Annotated in this window: 16 protein-coding genes; 9 read left to right on the top strand and 7 right to left on the bottom strand. The window is 33.2% G+C overall.

Features of this window, described 5'->3' with window-relative positions; translation table 11 throughout:
• Positions 1 to 72 precede the first annotated feature (72 nt).
• A complete protein-coding gene (locus tag PYW35_RS00880; protein ID WP_107592923.1) occupies positions 73 to 1221 on the bottom strand; it encodes an ROK family transcriptional regulator in 1149 nt (382 codons plus the stop codon).
• Positions 1222 to 1556: 335 nt separating this feature from the next.
• Between PYW35_RS00880 and psm-mec the strand changes: the two genes are divergently transcribed.
• Positions 1557 to 1625, top strand: coding sequence for a phenol-soluble modulin PSM-mec (gene psm-mec / locus PYW35_RS00875; protein ID WP_103323307.1), 69 nt, complete (start codon positions 1557 to 1559; stop codon positions 1623 to 1625).
• 109 nt (positions 1626 to 1734) lie between these two features.
• Here psm-mec and PYW35_RS00870 read toward each other — a convergent pair whose 3' ends face one another.
• The 4 genes from PYW35_RS00870 to PYW35_RS00855 form a co-directional block, all read right to left on the bottom strand.
• A complete protein-coding gene (locus tag PYW35_RS00870; protein WP_016912635.1) occupies positions 1735 to 1920 on the bottom strand; it encodes a hypothetical protein in 186 nt (61 codons plus the stop codon).
• Between the two features lie 89 nt (positions 1921 to 2009).
• Positions 2010 to 2435 (bottom strand): MaoC family dehydratase, encoded by a 426-nt coding sequence (locus PYW35_RS00865; RefSeq protein WP_016912634.1) that lies wholly within the window; start codon positions 2433 to 2435, stop codon positions 2010 to 2012.
• 191 nt (positions 2436 to 2626) lie between these two features.
• Positions 2627 to 3370, bottom strand: coding sequence for a glycerophosphoryl diester phosphodiesterase (locus PYW35_RS00860; protein WP_103323302.1), 744 nt, complete (start codon positions 3368 to 3370; stop codon positions 2627 to 2629).
• Positions 3371 to 3679: 309 nt separating this feature from the next.
• Positions 3680 to 4849, bottom strand: coding sequence for a hydroxymethylglutaryl-CoA synthase (locus PYW35_RS00855; RefSeq protein ID WP_103323303.1), 1170 nt, complete (start codon positions 4847 to 4849; stop codon positions 3680 to 3682).
• A gap of 100 nt (positions 4850 to 4949) precedes the next feature.
• Between PYW35_RS00855 and PYW35_RS00850 the strand changes: the two genes are divergently transcribed.
• From PYW35_RS00850 to brnQ, 3 genes are all read left to right on the top strand, one after another.
• Positions 4950 to 6110 (top strand): thiolase family protein, encoded by a 1161-nt coding sequence (locus tag PYW35_RS00850; RefSeq protein WP_103323304.1) that lies wholly within the window; start codon positions 4950 to 4952, stop codon positions 6108 to 6110.
• Positions 6107 to 7384, top strand: coding sequence for a hydroxymethylglutaryl-CoA reductase, degradative (locus tag PYW35_RS00845; protein ID WP_103323305.1), 1278 nt, complete (start codon positions 6107 to 6109; stop codon positions 7382 to 7384). Before PYW35_RS00850 ends, PYW35_RS00845 begins: the two co-directional genes overlap by 4 nt.
• Before the next feature lie 310 nt (positions 7385 to 7694).
• Complete coding sequence (gene brnQ, locus PYW35_RS00840; RefSeq protein ID WP_204107883.1) at positions 7695 to 9053, top strand: branched-chain amino acid transport system II carrier protein; 1359 nt, start codon at positions 7695 to 7697, stop codon at positions 9051 to 9053.
• A 108-nt stretch (positions 9054 to 9161) separates the two neighbouring features.
• On the opposite strand, the gene PYW35_RS00835 is transcribed toward brnQ, so the two are convergent.
• Both PYW35_RS00835 and PYW35_RS00830 read right to left on the bottom strand, forming a co-directional pair.
• A protein-coding gene (locus tag PYW35_RS00835) for an IS3 family transposase (RefSeq protein WP_204107796.1) occupies positions 9162 to 10303 on the bottom strand; the annotation gives its coding sequence in 2 pieces (ribosomal slippage) (positions 9162 to 10033 and positions 10033 to 10303; 1143 coding nt in all).
• Between the two features lie 157 nt (positions 10304 to 10460).
• Positions 10461 to 10952, bottom strand: coding sequence for a TspO/MBR family protein (locus PYW35_RS00830; RefSeq protein WP_016912866.1), 492 nt, complete (start codon positions 10950 to 10952; stop codon positions 10461 to 10463).
• Positions 10953 to 11047: 95 nt separating this feature from the next.
• Between PYW35_RS00830 and PYW35_RS00825 the strand changes: the two genes are divergently transcribed.
• The 5 genes from PYW35_RS00825 (at position 11048) to PYW35_RS00805 (ending at position 17613) form a co-directional block, all read left to right on the top strand.
• Complete coding sequence (locus PYW35_RS00825; RefSeq protein ID WP_103322591.1) at positions 11048 to 11668, top strand: NAD(P)-dependent oxidoreductase; 621 nt, start codon at positions 11048 to 11050, stop codon at positions 11666 to 11668.
• A 435-nt stretch (positions 11669 to 12103) separates the two neighbouring features.
• Positions 12104 to 13666 (top strand): IucA/IucC family protein, encoded by a 1563-nt coding sequence (locus tag PYW35_RS00820; protein ID WP_103322590.1) that lies wholly within the window; start codon positions 12104 to 12106, stop codon positions 13664 to 13666.
• A complete protein-coding gene (locus PYW35_RS00815) occupies positions 13667 to 15352 on the top strand; it encodes an IucA/IucC family protein (protein ID WP_103322589.1) in 1686 nt (561 codons plus the stop codon).
• Positions 15333 to 16502: an MFS transporter gene (locus PYW35_RS00810; protein WP_103322588.1), complete on the top strand. Its 1170-nt coding sequence runs from the start codon at positions 15333 to 15335 to the stop codon at positions 16500 to 16502. The genes PYW35_RS00815 and PYW35_RS00810 overlap by 20 nt, the downstream gene beginning before the upstream one ends.
• Complete coding sequence (locus PYW35_RS00805) at positions 16489 to 17613, top strand: alanine racemase (protein ID WP_103322587.1); 1125 nt, start codon at positions 16489 to 16491, stop codon at positions 17611 to 17613. Before PYW35_RS00810 ends, PYW35_RS00805 begins: the two co-directional genes overlap by 14 nt.
• Positions 17614 to 17939: the final 326 nt, after the last annotated feature.

Raw genomic sequence — 17939 nt, 5'->3', positions numbered from 1 at the left:
TGAAAATACCATAAAAAAAATCGTACTAGAATTTTTGTTCTAGTACGATCTTGGATATGGCGCAATATAAACTCATGACTCGATGTCTAAGTAAATATCGTTAATTTGCAGTACTTTTTGAATAATCGCTAATGAGCCGCCTAACAACGTTGCAAATTTCACATTTGATGTGAGTTTAATTTGAATGTCATTGCGTGAATATTGTTTGAACTCGTTCTTAATAGCTTCTAATATTTCAGGCAGTTCATTGAATAAAGGACAGTTAATATAAATGGCACTCGGATTAAACTGAGTGTTTAAATTATGTATTAACACAGCAATTTTATTTATAAATTGCTCCATTTCTTCAACAACAACTTCTTGCTTTTCATTATAATATTGAATCAACTTACTAAGCGTCATCTTCTCACCAAGATGTTGACTTAAATTATTCAATAAAGCTTCCTGTGAAAAAATATCTTCAATTTTATGATACGTTTCTATATCATTATTAACTTTAGAAACAAGTGTCTTACCAATTTCGCCCGCTTCACCATTCGCTCCTCGATACAATTGGTTATTAATAATCAAACCAGCACCTATACCTTTATGTATACTCATAGCAATAAGATTATTATAAGCTAAATTATGATTAAAATTACGTTCATATAAAGCTGAAAGATTCGCTTCATTTTCAACTACAACCGGAACATTCGTAAATTCCTTTATCTTATCAGCAATAGAAATCCCTTCTGTTTCATGGAACGGTAAATAAATCACATTCTGATCATTATCCACAACACCATGTATGGAAACAGACACACCTAACAATCCATTTAAAGTATCATATTTCTCGTCAATATCCACATGATTTTTTAATATATTCAATATGCTACTGACATTTTTATCAGGCAATTCAAAAGACTGATGTTTAATGATATTACCATCAAAATAATTGTACATCACTTCAACAGAACTATAAGTTAAATCCAATGAAATAAAATAGCCATACAGATGATTAACCTTGAGAAGTATTGGCTTTCTACCACCACTTTTAGTACTGTCACCTTCACCAACCTCATGAACTAAAGATTTATACTTTAACTTATTCAAAATACTAGAAATCGTAGCTTTATTAATTTCTAGATTTTTAGAAATTTGAGTACGCGAAATATTATGATGATTATAAATTTCTCTTAGCACTCTCTTTTCATTGTCATTTATATTTAAAATGTTTTCCATAATTGCATACCCCATAAGTCATTTTGAATTTAGTTTAAAGTTTGTCATGTATTTTTATACCAACCATTTTAACATAAATGAGCTTAAATCTTAGAACAACTTAGGCTAACTCTTGGATTAACTCACGAACTACATTGTCCTTGTAATTACTTTTCTTTTTTAATATTTCAAAATGCTACACATTTCCTAAGTGGCGATATTTTATGCAAAGTCGTTGCTTGATTTTCAATTTTTTGACATTTATGCAAGCTAAATAATCAATTAGGGAATTTTTAACATTTTGTGCATATTTGATTTTATACTTAATGTATCTTAAATAGAAAGAGGGTTTGCATATGGACTTCACTGGTGTTATTACAAGCATTATTGATTTAATCAAGACTTGCATTCAGACTTTCGGTTAAGTTTTTTGTTTCAACACAATAAAAAAACAGAGGAAGTATTCAACAACTTGGTTGTTTCCTCTGTTTTTTTAAATATATAAAGGTGAATGTAAATCGATTGTTATAGAACTTAAAATATTTGCATAATAATTCTAGAAATATATAGAATCGCAATGATAAGACTGCAAATAAACACCCAGCTCTTATATTTCTTTTTTGTAGGTTTTTCAGCTTCTATTTCATCTTTTCTCTCTAGATATTCTAATAGTTCTTTTTCAATTTCTTCATTAACGTCTTCATGTTTATCCTGAGTCAATATAATCCCTCCACTATTATATCCACAGTGCTTTAAACTTATATTATTACAAAATATGTAAAAGGACAATCATCATCTTGTTTATATTTTTAATTATTGATAAGTGCTGTTACTTCACCTTTAAATACAATCTCTTCTTTTTCGTTATATGTTGAAAGTGACACTGTAACAAGTCCATTTTCTTTTTTAATGGATTTTTTATTTGTAATCTCAGCGATCACATACAAAGTGTTCTCTGGATAAACAGGTTTGATAAATTTCACGTTGTTCATTTGAGTTCCAGCTACTACTTCTTCTCCGTACTTACCTTCTTCTACCCATAATTTAAATGACATTGAAAGTGTATGCATGCCAGACGCAATAATACCTTCAAATCTACTTTGTTGTGCTTTTTCTTTATCAATATGCATATATTGTGGATCGAATGTCGTCGCAAATTGAATAATATCTTCTTCTGTTACGTGGAGTGTTTTTGTTTTGAATGTATCTCCTACTATAAAGTCATCGTATTTCATATTTCTCTCTCATTTCTGTTAAATTGTCGTGTTCTCTTAATAAAGTAACACTCTATATTTCGAGTTATTATACTCTATAGGTTAGCCTACCGTCACTGAAACGTAAGACTCACCGCTGTTTTTCAATGAACAGCTGATGAAATAAAGTAAAGCCATACTCATCAGCGATTTGATTGGTATGGCTTTACTTGTTATTTCGACAAATGCACCATTTTATCTGCCTGATCTGTAAATATACCATCTACACCCCAATTTGCTAGTTGGTTTGCGCGTGCTGGTTTATTGACTGTCCATACATTTAATTCATATCCCGCTTCTTTTACCATTTTCACTTTTGCTTTTGTAAGTTTTGCATCTTCTGTGTTCACTATTTTAGCGTTGCAGTAATCTAAAAGTGTTCTCCAGTCTTCGCGAAATGAAGTTGTATGAAATATGACTGCTCTTTTATATTGTGGCATGACTTCTTCAGCTAATTTAACAAGTACGACATTAAAGCTTGATATTAATACTTCTTGATTTTCATTTAAATTTTTCAGCTTTTCACTTACTTGTTTAACCATACTTTTTGAAAGTGCTAATCCATTCTGACCTGTTACGCCTTTTAATTCTACGTTTAAATTCATATTGTATTCATTCGCTATGTCGATTACTTCATCAAATGTCGGTAAGTGTTCATCTTTGAATGTTGCACCATACCATGATCCTGCTGAAGCACCTTTAATTTCTTCATAGTTCAACGCTGTTATTTCCCCGGACATATTTGTCGTCCGTTCTAAATAATCATCATGAATGATAATCAGTTGTTCATCTTTTGTAATCGCAACATCTAACTCTAACCAGTTCACACCTTCTACTTCTGAAGCAGCTTTAAATGATGATATCGTATTTTCTGGAGCTTTACTCGGTAATCCTCTATGTCCATATATCGTTAGCATATTACCTCTCCTTGTATGATTGAATTTTTAATTGTTAACAGTTTGATTCAAAGCATATTTATAACAGACGTTCTTTGAATCAATGTATTTGTATTATCACATTAATGACGCTGTTATTTCCATTAAAATGCGCAAGAATGATTTTATAAAGTGCATGCTTGCCTGTGGTTGCTTTATGAATATGGCTCGAGCCTCTAGTCGCACGCGTCATGCTATTCCCTCGGGCGTCAGCACTTTATAAAATCTGAAATATAAAATCACCCAATCCGAAAATGATTCCAACGGATTGGGTGATTTATATTTCTATAACTATTCTTCTATTTTATATGTTCTAATATGATCTTCTATGCTTTCTAGATATACTTTTGAATACGGGTCTTGTTTCAGTTCGCGTTCGAGATCAAATTCTTGATTATCAAATCGGTTAAAGAATGTTTCGTATTCTTCTATTGATAGTTGTTCTCTTGAATCTAGCATATTTAAGTGTTTTTCTTTATCTAACACTTTTTCATATCCTTCAACGATTGAACCACTAAAGATTTCACCTACTGCTCCTGAACCATAACTGAAAAGACATACTTTTTGTTCTGGTTGGAACGTATGGTTTTGCAATAATGAGATTAAGCTTAAATATAATGAACCTGTATAAATGTTACCAACGTCTCTATTCCATAGTACAGATTCTTGATATGCATCCATTAATCTATTTTTGATTGAATCTTCTACGTTTTCGTTTAAAATAGTCTTGAAAGCCTTTTCCCCCATTTTAGTAAATGGTACATGGAAACAGAATGATTCAAAATCTTTCACGTCATAACCAGTACGTTTAGAATATTCATTCCATACTGTGTTAAATGATTCGATATATGCGTCTTTAGATAATTTACCATCTACGACAGGATATCTTTCAGAAGTTGGTCTCCAAAAATCATATACATTGTTCGTATAAGCGACACTGTCATCATTCAATTCTAAAATTCTAGGATTATGGCTTAGCAATAACGCGACTGCTCCTGCACCTTGTGTAGGTTCACCACCTGAATTTATTCCGTAACGCGCGATATCTGATGAAATCACGAGTACTTTTTTACCTGGATGATTTGATAAGAAATCTTTTGCAAGCTGTATTGCTGCTGTTGCAGAGTAACATGCTTCTTTTATTTCAATACAACGTGCAAAAGGTTGAATGTTTAATTGGCTGTGTATTTCAATCGATGCTGCTTTTGAATGATCAATTCCTGATTCAGTTGCAACGATCACCATGTCGATATCTTTTTTATCTTGTTCAGATAAAATATCTTGAGCTGCATTAATACCCATTGATATAATATCTTGGCTCACAGGATTCACAGCCATTTTTGTTTGACCAATACCAATCTTGAATTTATTTGGATCTACTTGACGAGCTTTTGCCAAATCATCCATGCTAACATAGAAATTTGGGATGTAAAAATCTAATTTATCGATACCTATTGCCATAATAATTTCCTCTCAATATGTTATTTTATATTTAAATCATATCAAAATAACATATTTAATTACAGTTATTAGTAAATAAAATTTTAAGGAGAATATAAACATGAATAAAGTTGTAATCGTAAGTGCTCAAAGAACACCGGTTGGGAAATTTAGAGGTAAGTTGAGTAACTACTCTGCAGTAGAATTAGGTACAGCTGCTTTAAAATCTGCTATGGACCAAATTCAATTAGATCCTAATCATATACAGAATGTTATTTTCGGGAATGTCGTTCAAGCTGGAACTGGTCAAAACCCTGCCCGTCAAATAGCGGTTAACGCAGGATTACCATATACAACGCCTGGTATGACTGTTAACGAAGTTTGCGGATCTGGACTTAAATCCATTATTTTAGGTAAACAGCTTATCCAACTAGGCGAAGCTAATGTCGTTGCTGTCGGTGGCGTAGAAAGTATGACTAACACACCTGAACTGATTCTTAAAAAAGGTGATGCGCCGGTTAAAAGCTTTATGCACGATGGATTAACTGACGTATTTCATGAAATCGCAATGGGTCTAACTGCAGAAGAAATTGCAACTCAATATAACGTTAGTCGTGAGGCACAAGATGCGTTTGCGATGAACTCTCATTTAAAATCCGACAAAGCAACAAAAGACGGTAAATTTAACTTAGAAATGGTACCGCTAGAAGATGTTAACGGCGAAACGATGACTGCTGATGAATTAGTAAGGCCTGAAAGTAATATGGAAGATTTAGCTGCATTAAAAACAATTTTCAAAGAAGATGGTACTGTTACAGCAGGTAATGCTTCAGCTTTAAGTGATGGCGGATCAGCTTTAATACTTATGAGCGAATCGTATGCTGAAGAACATGGTTATACAATTTTAGCTACTTTAGGTGCTCATGCCGAGATAGGTTGTGACCCACTATACATGGGATACGCACCTTTTTATGCAGTAGAAGAACTGTTAAATAAGACAGGAAAAACGATTCAAGATATAGATTTAGTCGAAATGACGGAAGCATTTTCAGCGCAAAGTATTCCTGTGAAACAAAATCTTAATATTCCAGATGAAAAATTTAATATATACGGTGGCGCGATTGCTTTAGGACATCCACTAGGCTCTACAGGTTCACGACTTGTTACAACACTTACACATGCGTTAAGACAAGAAAATAAACGCACTGGTATCGCGACTGCTTGTATCGGTGGCGGTCTAGGTATCGCATTAATGATAGAAAAAGGAGCGGGAGTTCAATGAAACCTTTAACAAAAGATTTCAGACATTTATCTCGACCAGAAAAAATTAATCAATTAAAAGAACATGGTTGGATAAAAGAACAATCTGAGCAAATATTACTGAACAATTCAGAAATAGATAAAGAACTATTAGAAAACTTAATCGAAAATGTTATAGGACAAGGTACACTACCTGTTGGCGTATTACCTGAAATTATCGTGAACGGTAAATCATATGCTGTCCCTATGATGGTTGAAGAGCCATCAGTTGTCGCTGCAGCAAGCTATGGTGCTAAACTCTTTAACAAATCCGGCGGTCTAAAAATCGTCAAAAGTGACAATATTAAATTAGGACAAATTGTGTTTGATGATGTAGCAGATACAAAACAATTATCTAAAGATATCTTTGCATTAGAATCAGAAATTCATCAAGTAGCAGATCAAGTCTACCCATCTATTTTAAAAAGAGGTGGCGGATATCAAAAAATTGAAATCGATGAGTTCCCTGAAGAAAGCATGCTGTCATTAAAAGTACATATCGATACGCGTGATGCGATGGGTGCTAATATTATCAATACAATACTTGAAGGTATTTCACATTACTTAGAAGAACAATTAAGCCATACAAATATATTGATGAGTATTTTATCGAATTATTCAACGACATCCGTTATTAGCATACAAGGTAAAATAGCTGTGTCCGATTTAGAAAAAAGTAATGTTAGTGGCGAAGACGTTGCACACCGTATGGAAAGAGCATCTGTATTGGCTCACATCGACCCATATAGAGCTGTAACACATAATAAAGGTGTTATGAACGGCATAAGTTCAGTCGTGCTCGCATCAGGAAATGATACGAGAAGTCTAGAAGCGGGTGCGCACGCTTATGCAAGTAAAGATGGACAGTATAGAAGCTTAACGACATGGAAATATGATAGAGAAGAACAATATCTCGTAGGTACGATAGAATTACCATTAACACTAGGTATTATAGGCGGCAGCATTGACCTCTTACCAATTTCTAAAGTTACTTTAGATTTATTAAGCGTTGAATCAGCACAAGAGCTCGCTCACATCGTAGCAGCAGTAGGATTAGCACAGAACTTCTCAGCATGTCGCGCACTTGTCTCAGAAGGCATACAACACGGTCATATGAACTTGCACTATAAATCATTAGCCATCAAAATAGGTGCAAAAGGAACCGAGATACACCTCATAACAGAAGCACTTAAAAATATGGATAAACCAAATTTAGAAACAGCACAAGCATTGCTATATGAAATGAGAAATAATTAGAGAGCGTACAGGCTCGAATCATACCCCTAGGCAAGCATGCACTTTCAAAATCGTAAAATATAAAATATAAAATATAAAATATAAAATATAAAATATAAAATATAAAATATAAAATATAAAATATAAATAGATCTCTTCACTAGGCTACAACCTAATGAAGAGATCTTTTATTTTGAGAATGGGTATTTATATCCCAGACTCTAATTAATTTCCCTTAGTCAGCATGTAAATCTACTCATACCTATTTGACACCACCTTATATAAATCATAAGATAGTGAAGTTGAAAAAATTACTAGGAGAAAGATAATTATCATGAAAAATAAACTCAGTTTCAAAGAAAATCTATATATAGGTTCCTTATTATTCGGCTTGTTTTTCGGAGCAGGAAATCTTATATTTCCAATTCATTTAGGTCAATCTGCTGGTTCAAATGTTTTTACAGCTAACTTAGGTTTCTTAATTACTGCGATCGGTTTACCATTCTTAGGTATCGTTGCTATTGGAATCTCTAAGACGAGCGGCATTTTTGAAATAGCCACAAGAGTGAATACTAAATATGCTTATATATTTACAATTTTACTTTATCTCGTTATCGGTCCGTTTTATGCATTACCAAGACTTGCGACAACTTCATTTGAAATAGCTTTTACACCTTTTATTTCAAATTCATCAATAACATTATATTTATCAATTTTTAGTATATTATTCTTTTTAGTTGCTTGGTTTTTCTCTAAAAAACCATCTAAAATATTAGAATATATCGGTAAATTTTTAAATCCAGTCTTTTTAGTATTGCTAGGATTACTTATTTTATTAGCGTTTATCAATCCTATCGGCAATATTTCAAGCGCTTCAATCAGTCCTGATTATGAAAATAGTGCTTTATTAAAAGGATTTATAGACGGCTACAACACATTGGATGCTCTAGCAGCACTTGCCTTTGGTATTATCGTCGTGTCTACAATTAAAAAACTTGGTGTCACAAATCCAAATGATATCGCGAAAGAAACTTTTAAATCTGGTACAATCAGCATCATTTTAATGGGTGTGATATACAGTTTATTAGCTTTCATGGGAACAATGAGTTTAGGTCATTTCAAAGCTAGCGAAAACGGTGGGATTGCTTTAGCACAAATCGCACAATATTACTTAGGTAATTATGGCATCATCTTACTGTCATTAATTATTATTGTCGCATGTTTGAAAACAGCAATCGGCTTAATCACAGCCTTTTCAGAAACATTTACAGAACTATTTCCAAAGCAGAACTATTTAATGTTTGCAACAGTCGTCAGCATCATATCATGTGTGTTTGCTAACGTAGGCTTAACAAAAATCATTGAATACTCAACACCTGTATTAATGTTCTTGTATCCATTAGCCATTACAATCATATTGCTGACGCTATTTAGTTCATTATTTAATCACTCAAAAATCGTCTACCAATTCACAACTTATTTCACAATGATCGCTTCATTTGTAGACGGCATACAAGCAAGCCCAGAATTTATAGCAAATACAAAATTTGCACATGCAGTCATCATATTTGGAGAAAAATTCTTACCATTATTCACAATCGGTATGGGCTGGGTATTACCAGCAGTGATCGGATTTATCATAGGGTTTATCATCTATATATTGAAAAAAGAACGTCACATAACAGCTTAGTAACTCATTAAAAAACTTTAAAATCTTTGTTGTTTGCATATTAAAAAAACCTATCTCATACATTGGCACTGCACCCTTACTAAGGGAGCTCAATAAAAACACTATTTTCTAGGCTGCTAATTTCCTATATTCTATAGGGGATAAGTAGCCTAGTTTTTGTTGAATTCTAACTTTATTATAGTTTTCAATGTAATTTTCGACAATATCTATTACAATGGTATTAGAGCTTCTAAGCTCACTGTTTAAGTAGAATGTTTCACACTTTAGAGAGGCATGAAAACATTCTATTGGGGCATTATCAGCTGGCGTTCCCTTACGGGACATGCTTCTGGTAATGCCTTTTTCTGTACATAGGGCATAGTATTCATAAGAAGTATACACACTTCCTTGATCACTATGTAATATAGTACCTGGTTCCAATTGAAGTTGTTTTAATGTCTCATTTACTAATTCTTGATTTTGTTTATTACCGATTTTATATGCCACAATTTCACCATTGTAAGCATCCATGATAGATGAAAGATACAACATTGTATTCCCGAAGGGTAAATAAGTGATATCTGTTAAAAGTACTTCTAAAGGTTTCTCTGCTTTGAAGTTTCTATTTAATAGATTATGTGTTTTATAATATGCATTCCCTGGTCTTTTCGATTTTTTCATTCGTACTTTACAATTTAAATTATGTTTTTGCATAATCCTTTGTACTTTTTTGTGATTAATTGGTTTATTATTTTTTCTATTTAACAAGGCAGTTATTTTTCTATAACCATATGTAAAACGATGTTTCTTACATAGTTCTATAATTTCTCGTTCATCCTCAGATATACTGAAATCTTTGTTTTTCCATCTGTAATAATTTGATTTTGGAATATCTAAAGTTTCTAAAATGACTTTCACTGTATATTTAGATTTCAATTCATTTACTAATTCAACAACTACCTCTGGGACCACTTCCTTTCCAATTCCTTGTACTTTTTTAAAATTTCATTTTCTACTTCTTTGCGCTTTAATTCAATTTTTAGCGTCTCAACAGTACTCAATTCTTCATTTCCTTTTCCGTAGGAATATTGTTTACCTACTTGTTGATTGAATCTATGTGTTTCCCCATTTCTATACCATTTCCACCACACTTTAACTTGAGATTCATTTTTAATATTTAAAGCATCCATTATTTCTCTTGTACTATATCCTTTAAGTTTCATTTCTACTACTTTATATTTTGTTTCAACTGAATATGCCACTCTTTTCATAGAAAAAACACCTCCGTATAAATTCATTTTAATATGAATTCAACGAAAGTGTTTTTATTTTACTCCCACATCATGGGGTTAGCGCACATTTGAGATAGGTTTTTTTATGCTCTTGCTGTTTCAAACTTATTCTTAAATCTATCATTACAACTTTACTTTATTTCTCTGTATATCTTGGATTATCTTTATTAAGCGTCCAGTTACCTGTTGTTAAATACGCAGCAAATGCTGTCCAGCATACATATGGTAATAATAATAAACCTGCTGATTTTTTAACTTTATAAAATTGTGTTGCTGTTAAAATAACAGAACTGAATAAAATATAGCTTTCTATCAGTGCCGCTCCTCTTAACTTGTATTTGAAATAAAGAATAGACCATAAGTAATTTAATCCTAATTGACTATAATATATACCATTCACGGTTTTGTTGGCACGATTTTTTACAACTATAAAATGTGCAATTCCCATGCTTAAATATAGAATCGACCAGACGATAGGAAACACATACCCTGGTGGAGATAATGGTGGTTTTACGTTCTTCTTATAATCTTTACGAGCATTTTGAACAGCGTATTTACCGATTATTCTACCACCAATAAGGGGTGCTGAAATGATACTTGCATATTTGAGTACTTTACTAAATTTCATAAGTAGTCTCCTATTGATAAGTTTATTGTCTAGTATATATACCCGTTTTTTAATACCATTAATGAGAGATACTATTTTTAAAGGAGCAAACAAACATGAATATTTTAATTTTAGGTGCTACAGGAAGAGTTGGTCACGAAATATTAAATCGTGCATTGAATGACGGGCATGACGTGACGATATTAGTACGCGATAAAGAAAAAGTAACAACAGATCATAAACAGTTAAATATCATCCAAGGAAATGTCTTAAATAAAAGTGACATTGAGCAAGCTGTACGAGGCAATAAAGCAGTCATTAGCGCTTTAAGTACAGATGGTGATACAACGTTAACTGAAGCTATGCCAATTATCATTGAAGCAATGGAACGAGAAGGTATTCAACGCATTGTTACAATAGGTACTGCAGGTATATTGCAAAGTAGAACAGATCGTAACCTATTACGCTATCAATCAAACGAATCAAAAAGAAAAACAACACGCGCAGCAGAAGAACACCATAAAGTGTACGAATTAGTCAATAAATCTTCACTAAATTGGACAATCGTCTGTCCTACTTATTTACCAGACGGAGAACGTGTAGGCGAATACCGCGTCGAACAACATTACTTACCAGAAGACGCTGTGAAAATATCCGTACCAGACACAGCAGACTTCGCGTATAGTCAGTTATCATCAAATAAATATAACCAATCACGTGTAGGTATTGCGTATTAATTTTGTTACTTATACTTAAAAGTACATTCCATAACATTCTCGAGTTTGAGACATAAATCCTAACTTCAAATAAATCACCCAATCCGTGGGAATCATTTTCGGATTGGGTGATTTTATATTTCTGATTTTGTAAAGTGCTGACGCCCGGGGGAATAGTATGAGTGAGAGACTACAGGCTCGAGCCATACCCCAGGCAAGCATGCACTTTACAAAATCATTATAGTTTAGGACATTTATGTCCCAGATTGTTTTTTATAACTTTTTTATCCACTCATTTAGTCGTATTAGACTTGCCAAAGTATAAAAATATTTTTTATATATAATCACTCTTAATTATTTATTATTAATACCTTTCATTGACAAAATACTCAAAAAACTTATAATTGAGAATGTTTCTCAATATAATATTAAACATCGTAAAGGAAGTTGATCTTTTTGGAAATTGTTTTTAACGAACACATACAAGATATACGTAACTATTTTCAAGATTTTTCTGAAGAAGATATTGAAACTTTATACAAGAAAGCCCACGAAGAGGTTATGGGTCGTATCAATCAACTTGCTGAATTTGAGCATATTGATCAAGAGGCGATTTTTAAAGACGAACGTCTTATGAATGAAATTCAAGATTCTATTCGCAATTTAACGTTGAGCTACATTCAATTTGAACAAGATCATCATAAATATGCTGATCAATTTGATAATATTTTTCAATTTGTTGAAAAACATCATCTTTCTGATGTCTTTTTTGAACAAAGTGTTACTGAAGGGCATCCTTTCCACCCTATGACTAAGACTAAATTAGGTTTTGATATCAATCATGTACTGAAATATTCACCTGAGTTTAGACAATCTGTGAAAATCATCCCTGTATTATGTGACACGAGTTTCGCAGATGAAATTCAGATGAATCAATCCATTGAGTTAGATCATTTTAAGCAAAAGGTACACGCATACTGTAATGCTCAGCAAATCCCTTTTGAAAATTATAAGTTACTGTTTATTCATGAATGGCAACTTGAGCATTTTATGTTGGAACAGTTTGAAGAATTTTTTATGCATCAATTTATGATACCGTTGTATGATTTAGCTGTAGATAGCAATCCGTTATTATCTTTTAGAACTTTAGATGCAGAAGAGCTGAATTGCATTGTGAAGACGGCGGTAAATGTCCAAGCGACTAGTGCAGTTAGAAATGTCTCACCCGCTTCTATCCGAAACGGCATCGCACTTAGTGAGTTTGTTGAACGTATATACCGTACAAATGGTTATGATAATAGCTATATCCAAAAAGATTTAGCTGGCGGTTATGTAAACATTCATAAGGAACACGCGAATAAATGCAGTTATATGTTGAGGCAACGCATTCCTCACGACTCTGACAGTCATCATTTAGTGTGTGGAAGCCTTATCACGAAAAGTTTCATCACGAAAAAACATATATTGATTGAGTGTATTGAAACGATTATGAAATCTCAAAAGATGACATTCGAGTCTGCGACAAAATTGTTCTTAACGGAATATACACATAACTTGTTAGAAGCGACATATCGCTTAATTTTAGAAGAAGGCATTAGTTTAGAAGCACATATGCAAAACAGTACCGTTGAAATTAAAGATGGCATGCCAATATCTATTCACGTGAGAGATTTCGGTGGTGTGAGGTTATTCGACAGAAATATAAATGTAGATGCATCAACGGGATTAATCACTGAATCATTTGAAGATTTATTATCTGTATTCTCTCATGCCGTACTGTATAACCATCTATTTCAAATCGTACAAGTATTGGAAACTTACGGCTATAAACAAGGTGAAGGTTATATGATCATTCGAAATATGATTGCTGAACATCATGAACATTGTGCACCTGACATCAATATTTTAGAACAACCTACTTTCAACATTAAATCATTATTAAAGATGAGAATTTTCTCTGAAGGTTACGACTATCAATATACGAAAATAAACAATCCGTTATACGTGGAGGATAAATAAATGAGTTGGATTAATGAGGTATATGCAAATACAGAAAAATATGAGCGTCGTTACATCGATCACTGCATTCAAGAGAGCATTAACATTACATTCAAAAAATTACTAACGTGTTTGTACGAAGAAATCACGCATCCTATTATGTACGTAGCAACTGTAAACAATCGCTCAACACTTTATGTTAATGACGATATATACATTACTTATGACTCACACAATCAGCATATTCAAATAACTGAAGGCTCGACTACTCGCCATATTAAAGATCCACTTGAATTGATTGATTGGCTTAATCATCATAGCGACGAAACTGTTAACTATCATAAATTACTCGTCGAAATAGAAAATCATCTGATCAACCAAGCGATGAGTTTTATTTATTGTTCTGCATCACCTAAAAGTGATCATCCGTTATTGCATAGTGAACAGTATGTCATTACAGGCCATAATATTCATCCATGTGCTAAGACTAAATTAGGCCTATCATTTAAAGAAGTGATGCAATACTCACCAGAATATAACCAAGCTTTCAAGTTAAATTGGCTATTCGTTAAAAAAGGATTACTTTACAACAATTTAGACTTAGAAGAAATGGAGATAATTGCTGATTTCAGTGGATACGTGGGGCAAGTTCCAGACGGGTATGACTTAATACCTGTTCACCCTTATCAATTTGAACATGTTATACATAAATTTTACTACGAAGAGATTCAATCTAAAGACATTATTCCTTTACAACATAAAGGCGGTCTCGTTAAAAGCACATCATCATTCAGAACAGTATGTCCATTAGATGCCGTTACACCCATTATTAAACTGCCTGTAAATTCACAAATGACATCAACGATTCGCTCAATTAGCAATAATAGTATTATCAATTCTAAAAATATCGGTGAATATTTTAAATTTATTTATAAAACGGACAATCGTCTAAATGATATTAGTCTACCTGTTTTAGAATATGGCGGCATGACTTACATTCACGAAGAAGAAGCGAAACAGCGCAATTTATCGTTTATTTTAAGAGAAAATAACACACAATATTTATTAGCACAATCGCTGCTTTACGCTGCTACATGCTTATTTGAATTTAATGAAAATAACGAAAAAGTATACGTCAATATCATTGAATCTGCACGTGAAAACGTATCACCTATCGACTGGTTTGAGCAATATACATCGATATTAATTGAGACTGCCCTCACACTTATGACAAAATACGGTATAGGGTTAGAAGCACACCTTCAAAACATGTCATTTGAATTTATACACGGTGTCCCTACTCGACTTCATGTCAGAGACTTTGGCGGTCTACGTATCGACACTTCTCGCGTACCTGAATGGCTAACGTTAAGCAATGCTTTAACAAATGCGACGACTGAAGGCATGTATGAAAAAGTACAAAACACTTTGATCAGCAACCATTTAACAACACTCGTTCAGCACTTTAGCGAAGATTATCAGTACGAGAAAAGCATGTTATGGCAACGTATCAACCGCAAATTCAAAGCTGTATTTGAAACATTAAAAACTCAAAACCCTACAAATACTGAAGCAGATATAAAAGCATTTTACACAGAGACTATAAACGAGAAAGCATTGTTAACGATGCGCGTATCAAATGAAAGCCAAGATATTTATGTACAAAAAGCAAATCCGCTCTTAATTCATGATGAAATTAAAATTTAATTCTTATCATCGTTTTGTAAGTTCTCAGTTTATAGCTCGAACGATTGATTGGGTAGATATTATCGCATTAAATTGGATTACGCTACAACTAACTGGCAGTGCGATATTTATTGCTTATATTAACTTTGCGAGATTAATGCCACAGTTAGCCTTTGCATTTATAATTGGCAAACTTATCGATACGGTTAGTTCCACGAAGTTAATGTATATCATTCATTTATTCAATATGTTATTAACGCTATGTGTCGCATGTGCATTTTGGCAAAAATGGAATATTTATATTATTCTGTTCATCATTATGCTGCGTTCGTTTTTCCAAGCAATTGATACGATACAAAGAAATGCACTGATTCAAAGTTTCGTGACGCCTGACCAATTGCATAAAGCGATTAGTTTAAACGCATTAATTTTAAATATTGCGAGACTCGCGGGACCGTTTCTCGGCGGTTTGTTGCTCGCACAATTCCATTCGAATATTGTACTGTCATTACCTATTCTCGGGAGTTTGATAGTGATATTATTCAATCAAACTTTACCTGAAGTGCATCATCAGAAAAAAGAGAAACACAAGATTTGGTCGTATTTAAGACATAAACCAATCATTGTATTGCTCATGTTATCGAGTGTATTTTCAATGTTGTTTGGCTTTTCATATACGATTATTTTGCCAAGTATTGTCGATTCACAATTTGGTAGTCATACAATGATTTATTCACTCTTTACGGCAATGATTGCAGCAGGCTCTATTATCATTTTACTTATTTTTATGCGGTCAACAAACATAAACAGCATGAAAAGTTTAAAACTATGGTCTGTGATTTTTATCATCACAATCATCTTACTCATGTTTATTAGCAATACATATTTATACGCTGCTGTATTATTGATAATGGGCTTTGCATCGCAAGCATTTAGAACGACAAATAGAATACTTGTACAACAGCATGTAGAAGCTAAATATAGAGGCTCTGTATTATCTATTGCAATGATGGATAAAGGTTTCATTCCACTTGGTGGGATATTGCTGAGCTTCTTATTCGAACAGTTCAATATACAAATCGTTTATATGACAATGATTTTCGGACTGCTCTTAACGCTTATTTGTGTCATGCTCATGATAAATAAGGAGAATCAATATGGAGAACATTAAACAGACACTCGAAGACGCAAACCATGATTATTATATTTATGACTTAACAAGATTAAGAGATAGAATCAGCTGGATAAGATCCGTTACTAAACATGACATTTACTATGCCGCAAAAGCGAACTCAAATCTCAAAATATTAGAAACGTTGTTACCGTATGTATCTGGATTTGAAGTAGCCTCTTCAGGTGAAATTGAAAAAGTAAGATCCATCTCTTCTGAAGTTCCAATTATTTATGGTGGCCCTGTAAAGACAAAGCATCATTTAGCATATGCAATAGAAGAACATGTGAAATCTATACAAGTAGAAAGCCTATTCGAATTAGACTATTTAAAAGATTTACTACAAGATACTGATCAAACCATCGAAGTCATGATTCGTATTAATTTAAGCAATATTGTATCTAACGCAAAATTAAAAATGGCAGGCGTACCAACGCAATTCGGTATGCCATATGACGATATAGACGAAGCGATTCAACTATGTAAAGAAACAGAGCGTATCACATTAACCGGTTTTCATTTTCATTCAATGAGCAATAACTTAGACGAAGACGCTCACGTAACATTTATAGAAAGTGCTGTAGAATTCACGCATCAATATAAACAACATTTACCTGAAGATTATTCAATCAATGTTGGTGGCGGTATAGGTATAGATTATGATGAACAAAAGTTATTTGACTTTGATTATTTTGCAACACGCATTCAACACCTACCCCAGTTAACATTTGAGTTAGGGCGTTTTATTACTGGTCCAATTGGCTATTATGCGGCAAACGTCTTTGATATAAAGTCGATGCATAACAAAACATTCGTCTTGCTCAATGGCGGCACAAATCATTTCAGATTTCCTAAAGCATGGAACCATAACCAACCATTTGAAATCATAGCATCCGAAGATACAGTTGGCAGAATCAAAACAATCCGTGACGATACAGTCGTATTCGCAGGTAAACTATGTACGCCAAATGATGTCTTCGGCCAACCTTATAACATTAGCCATATCAAAACAGGCGATTGGGTTGTATTCAAATACGCCGGTAGCTATGGGTACGACATAAGCCATTTACAATTTTTATCTCACGAACTACCTGAAATTAGATATATATAGAATTTGTTTATGAGGATATAACTATTTCAGCACATTTTGTAGTTATGGCCCGGATTTATGGGGGGTCGGATTTATGGGCAGGTTGTCTTGTGTTTATGGGGGGTGTCCTTATGAGCAGAATCCAAGAAAAGTGCTTTTAACAGTAGCCTTACGAGCAAGTTCCAGCAATCTTGCTTTTAACGATTGCCTTATTAGCACATTCCGGCAATCTTGCTTACAACAGTATCCTTACAAGCACCTTCCACGAAAAAGTGCTTTTACAAAAATCATATAAAAACAGAATTATTCTAAATTGACCGACTTTATAGCTTATTATTTAATAAATT

The organism is Mammaliicoccus vitulinus (assembly GCF_029024305.1).
GTDB classification, from domain to species: Bacteria; Bacillota; Bacilli; order Staphylococcales; family Staphylococcaceae; genus Mammaliicoccus; species Mammaliicoccus vitulinus.
The sequence above is the reverse complement of the archived record's forward strand: the minus strand, read 5'-3'. Positions and strand labels throughout refer to the sequence as shown.

Bases quoted from the DNA above. Each gene is read 5' to 3' on its own strand.
- PYW35_RS00880 (WP_107592923.1), bottom strand. From the start codon at position 1,221: ATGGAAAACATTTTAAATATAAATGACAATGAAAAGAGAGTGCTAAGA.
- PYW35_RS00865 (WP_016912634.1), bottom strand. From the start codon at position 2,435: ATGAAATACGATGACTTTATAGTAGGAGATACATTCAAAACAAAAACA.
- PYW35_RS00860 (WP_103323302.1), bottom strand. From the start codon at position 3,370: ATGCTAACGATATATGGACATAGAGGATTACCGAGTAAAGCTCCAGAA.
- PYW35_RS00855 (WP_103323303.1), bottom strand. From the start codon at position 4,849: ATGGCAATAGGTATCGATAAATTAGATTTTTACATCCCAAATTTCTAT.
- PYW35_RS00850 (WP_103323304.1), top strand. From the start codon at position 4,950: ATGAATAAAGTTGTAATCGTAAGTGCTCAAAGAACACCGGTTGGGAAA.
- PYW35_RS00845 (WP_103323305.1), top strand. From the start codon at position 6,107: ATGAAACCTTTAACAAAAGATTTCAGACATTTATCTCGACCAGAAAAA.
- PYW35_RS00830 (WP_016912866.1), bottom strand. From the start codon at position 10,952: ATGAAATTTAGTAAAGTACTCAAATATGCAAGTATCATTTCAGCACCC.
- PYW35_RS00825 (WP_103322591.1), top strand. From the start codon at position 11,048: ATGAATATTTTAATTTTAGGTGCTACAGGAAGAGTTGGTCACGAAATA.
- PYW35_RS00815 (WP_103322589.1), top strand. From the start codon at position 13,667: ATGAGTTGGATTAATGAGGTATATGCAAATACAGAAAAATATGAGCGT.
- PYW35_RS00810 (WP_103322588.1), top strand. From the start codon at position 15,333: ATGATGAAATTAAAATTTAATTCTTATCATCGTTTTGTAAGTTCTCAG.
- PYW35_RS00805 (WP_103322587.1), top strand. From the start codon at position 16,489: ATGGAGAACATTAAACAGACACTCGAAGACGCAAACCATGATTATTAT.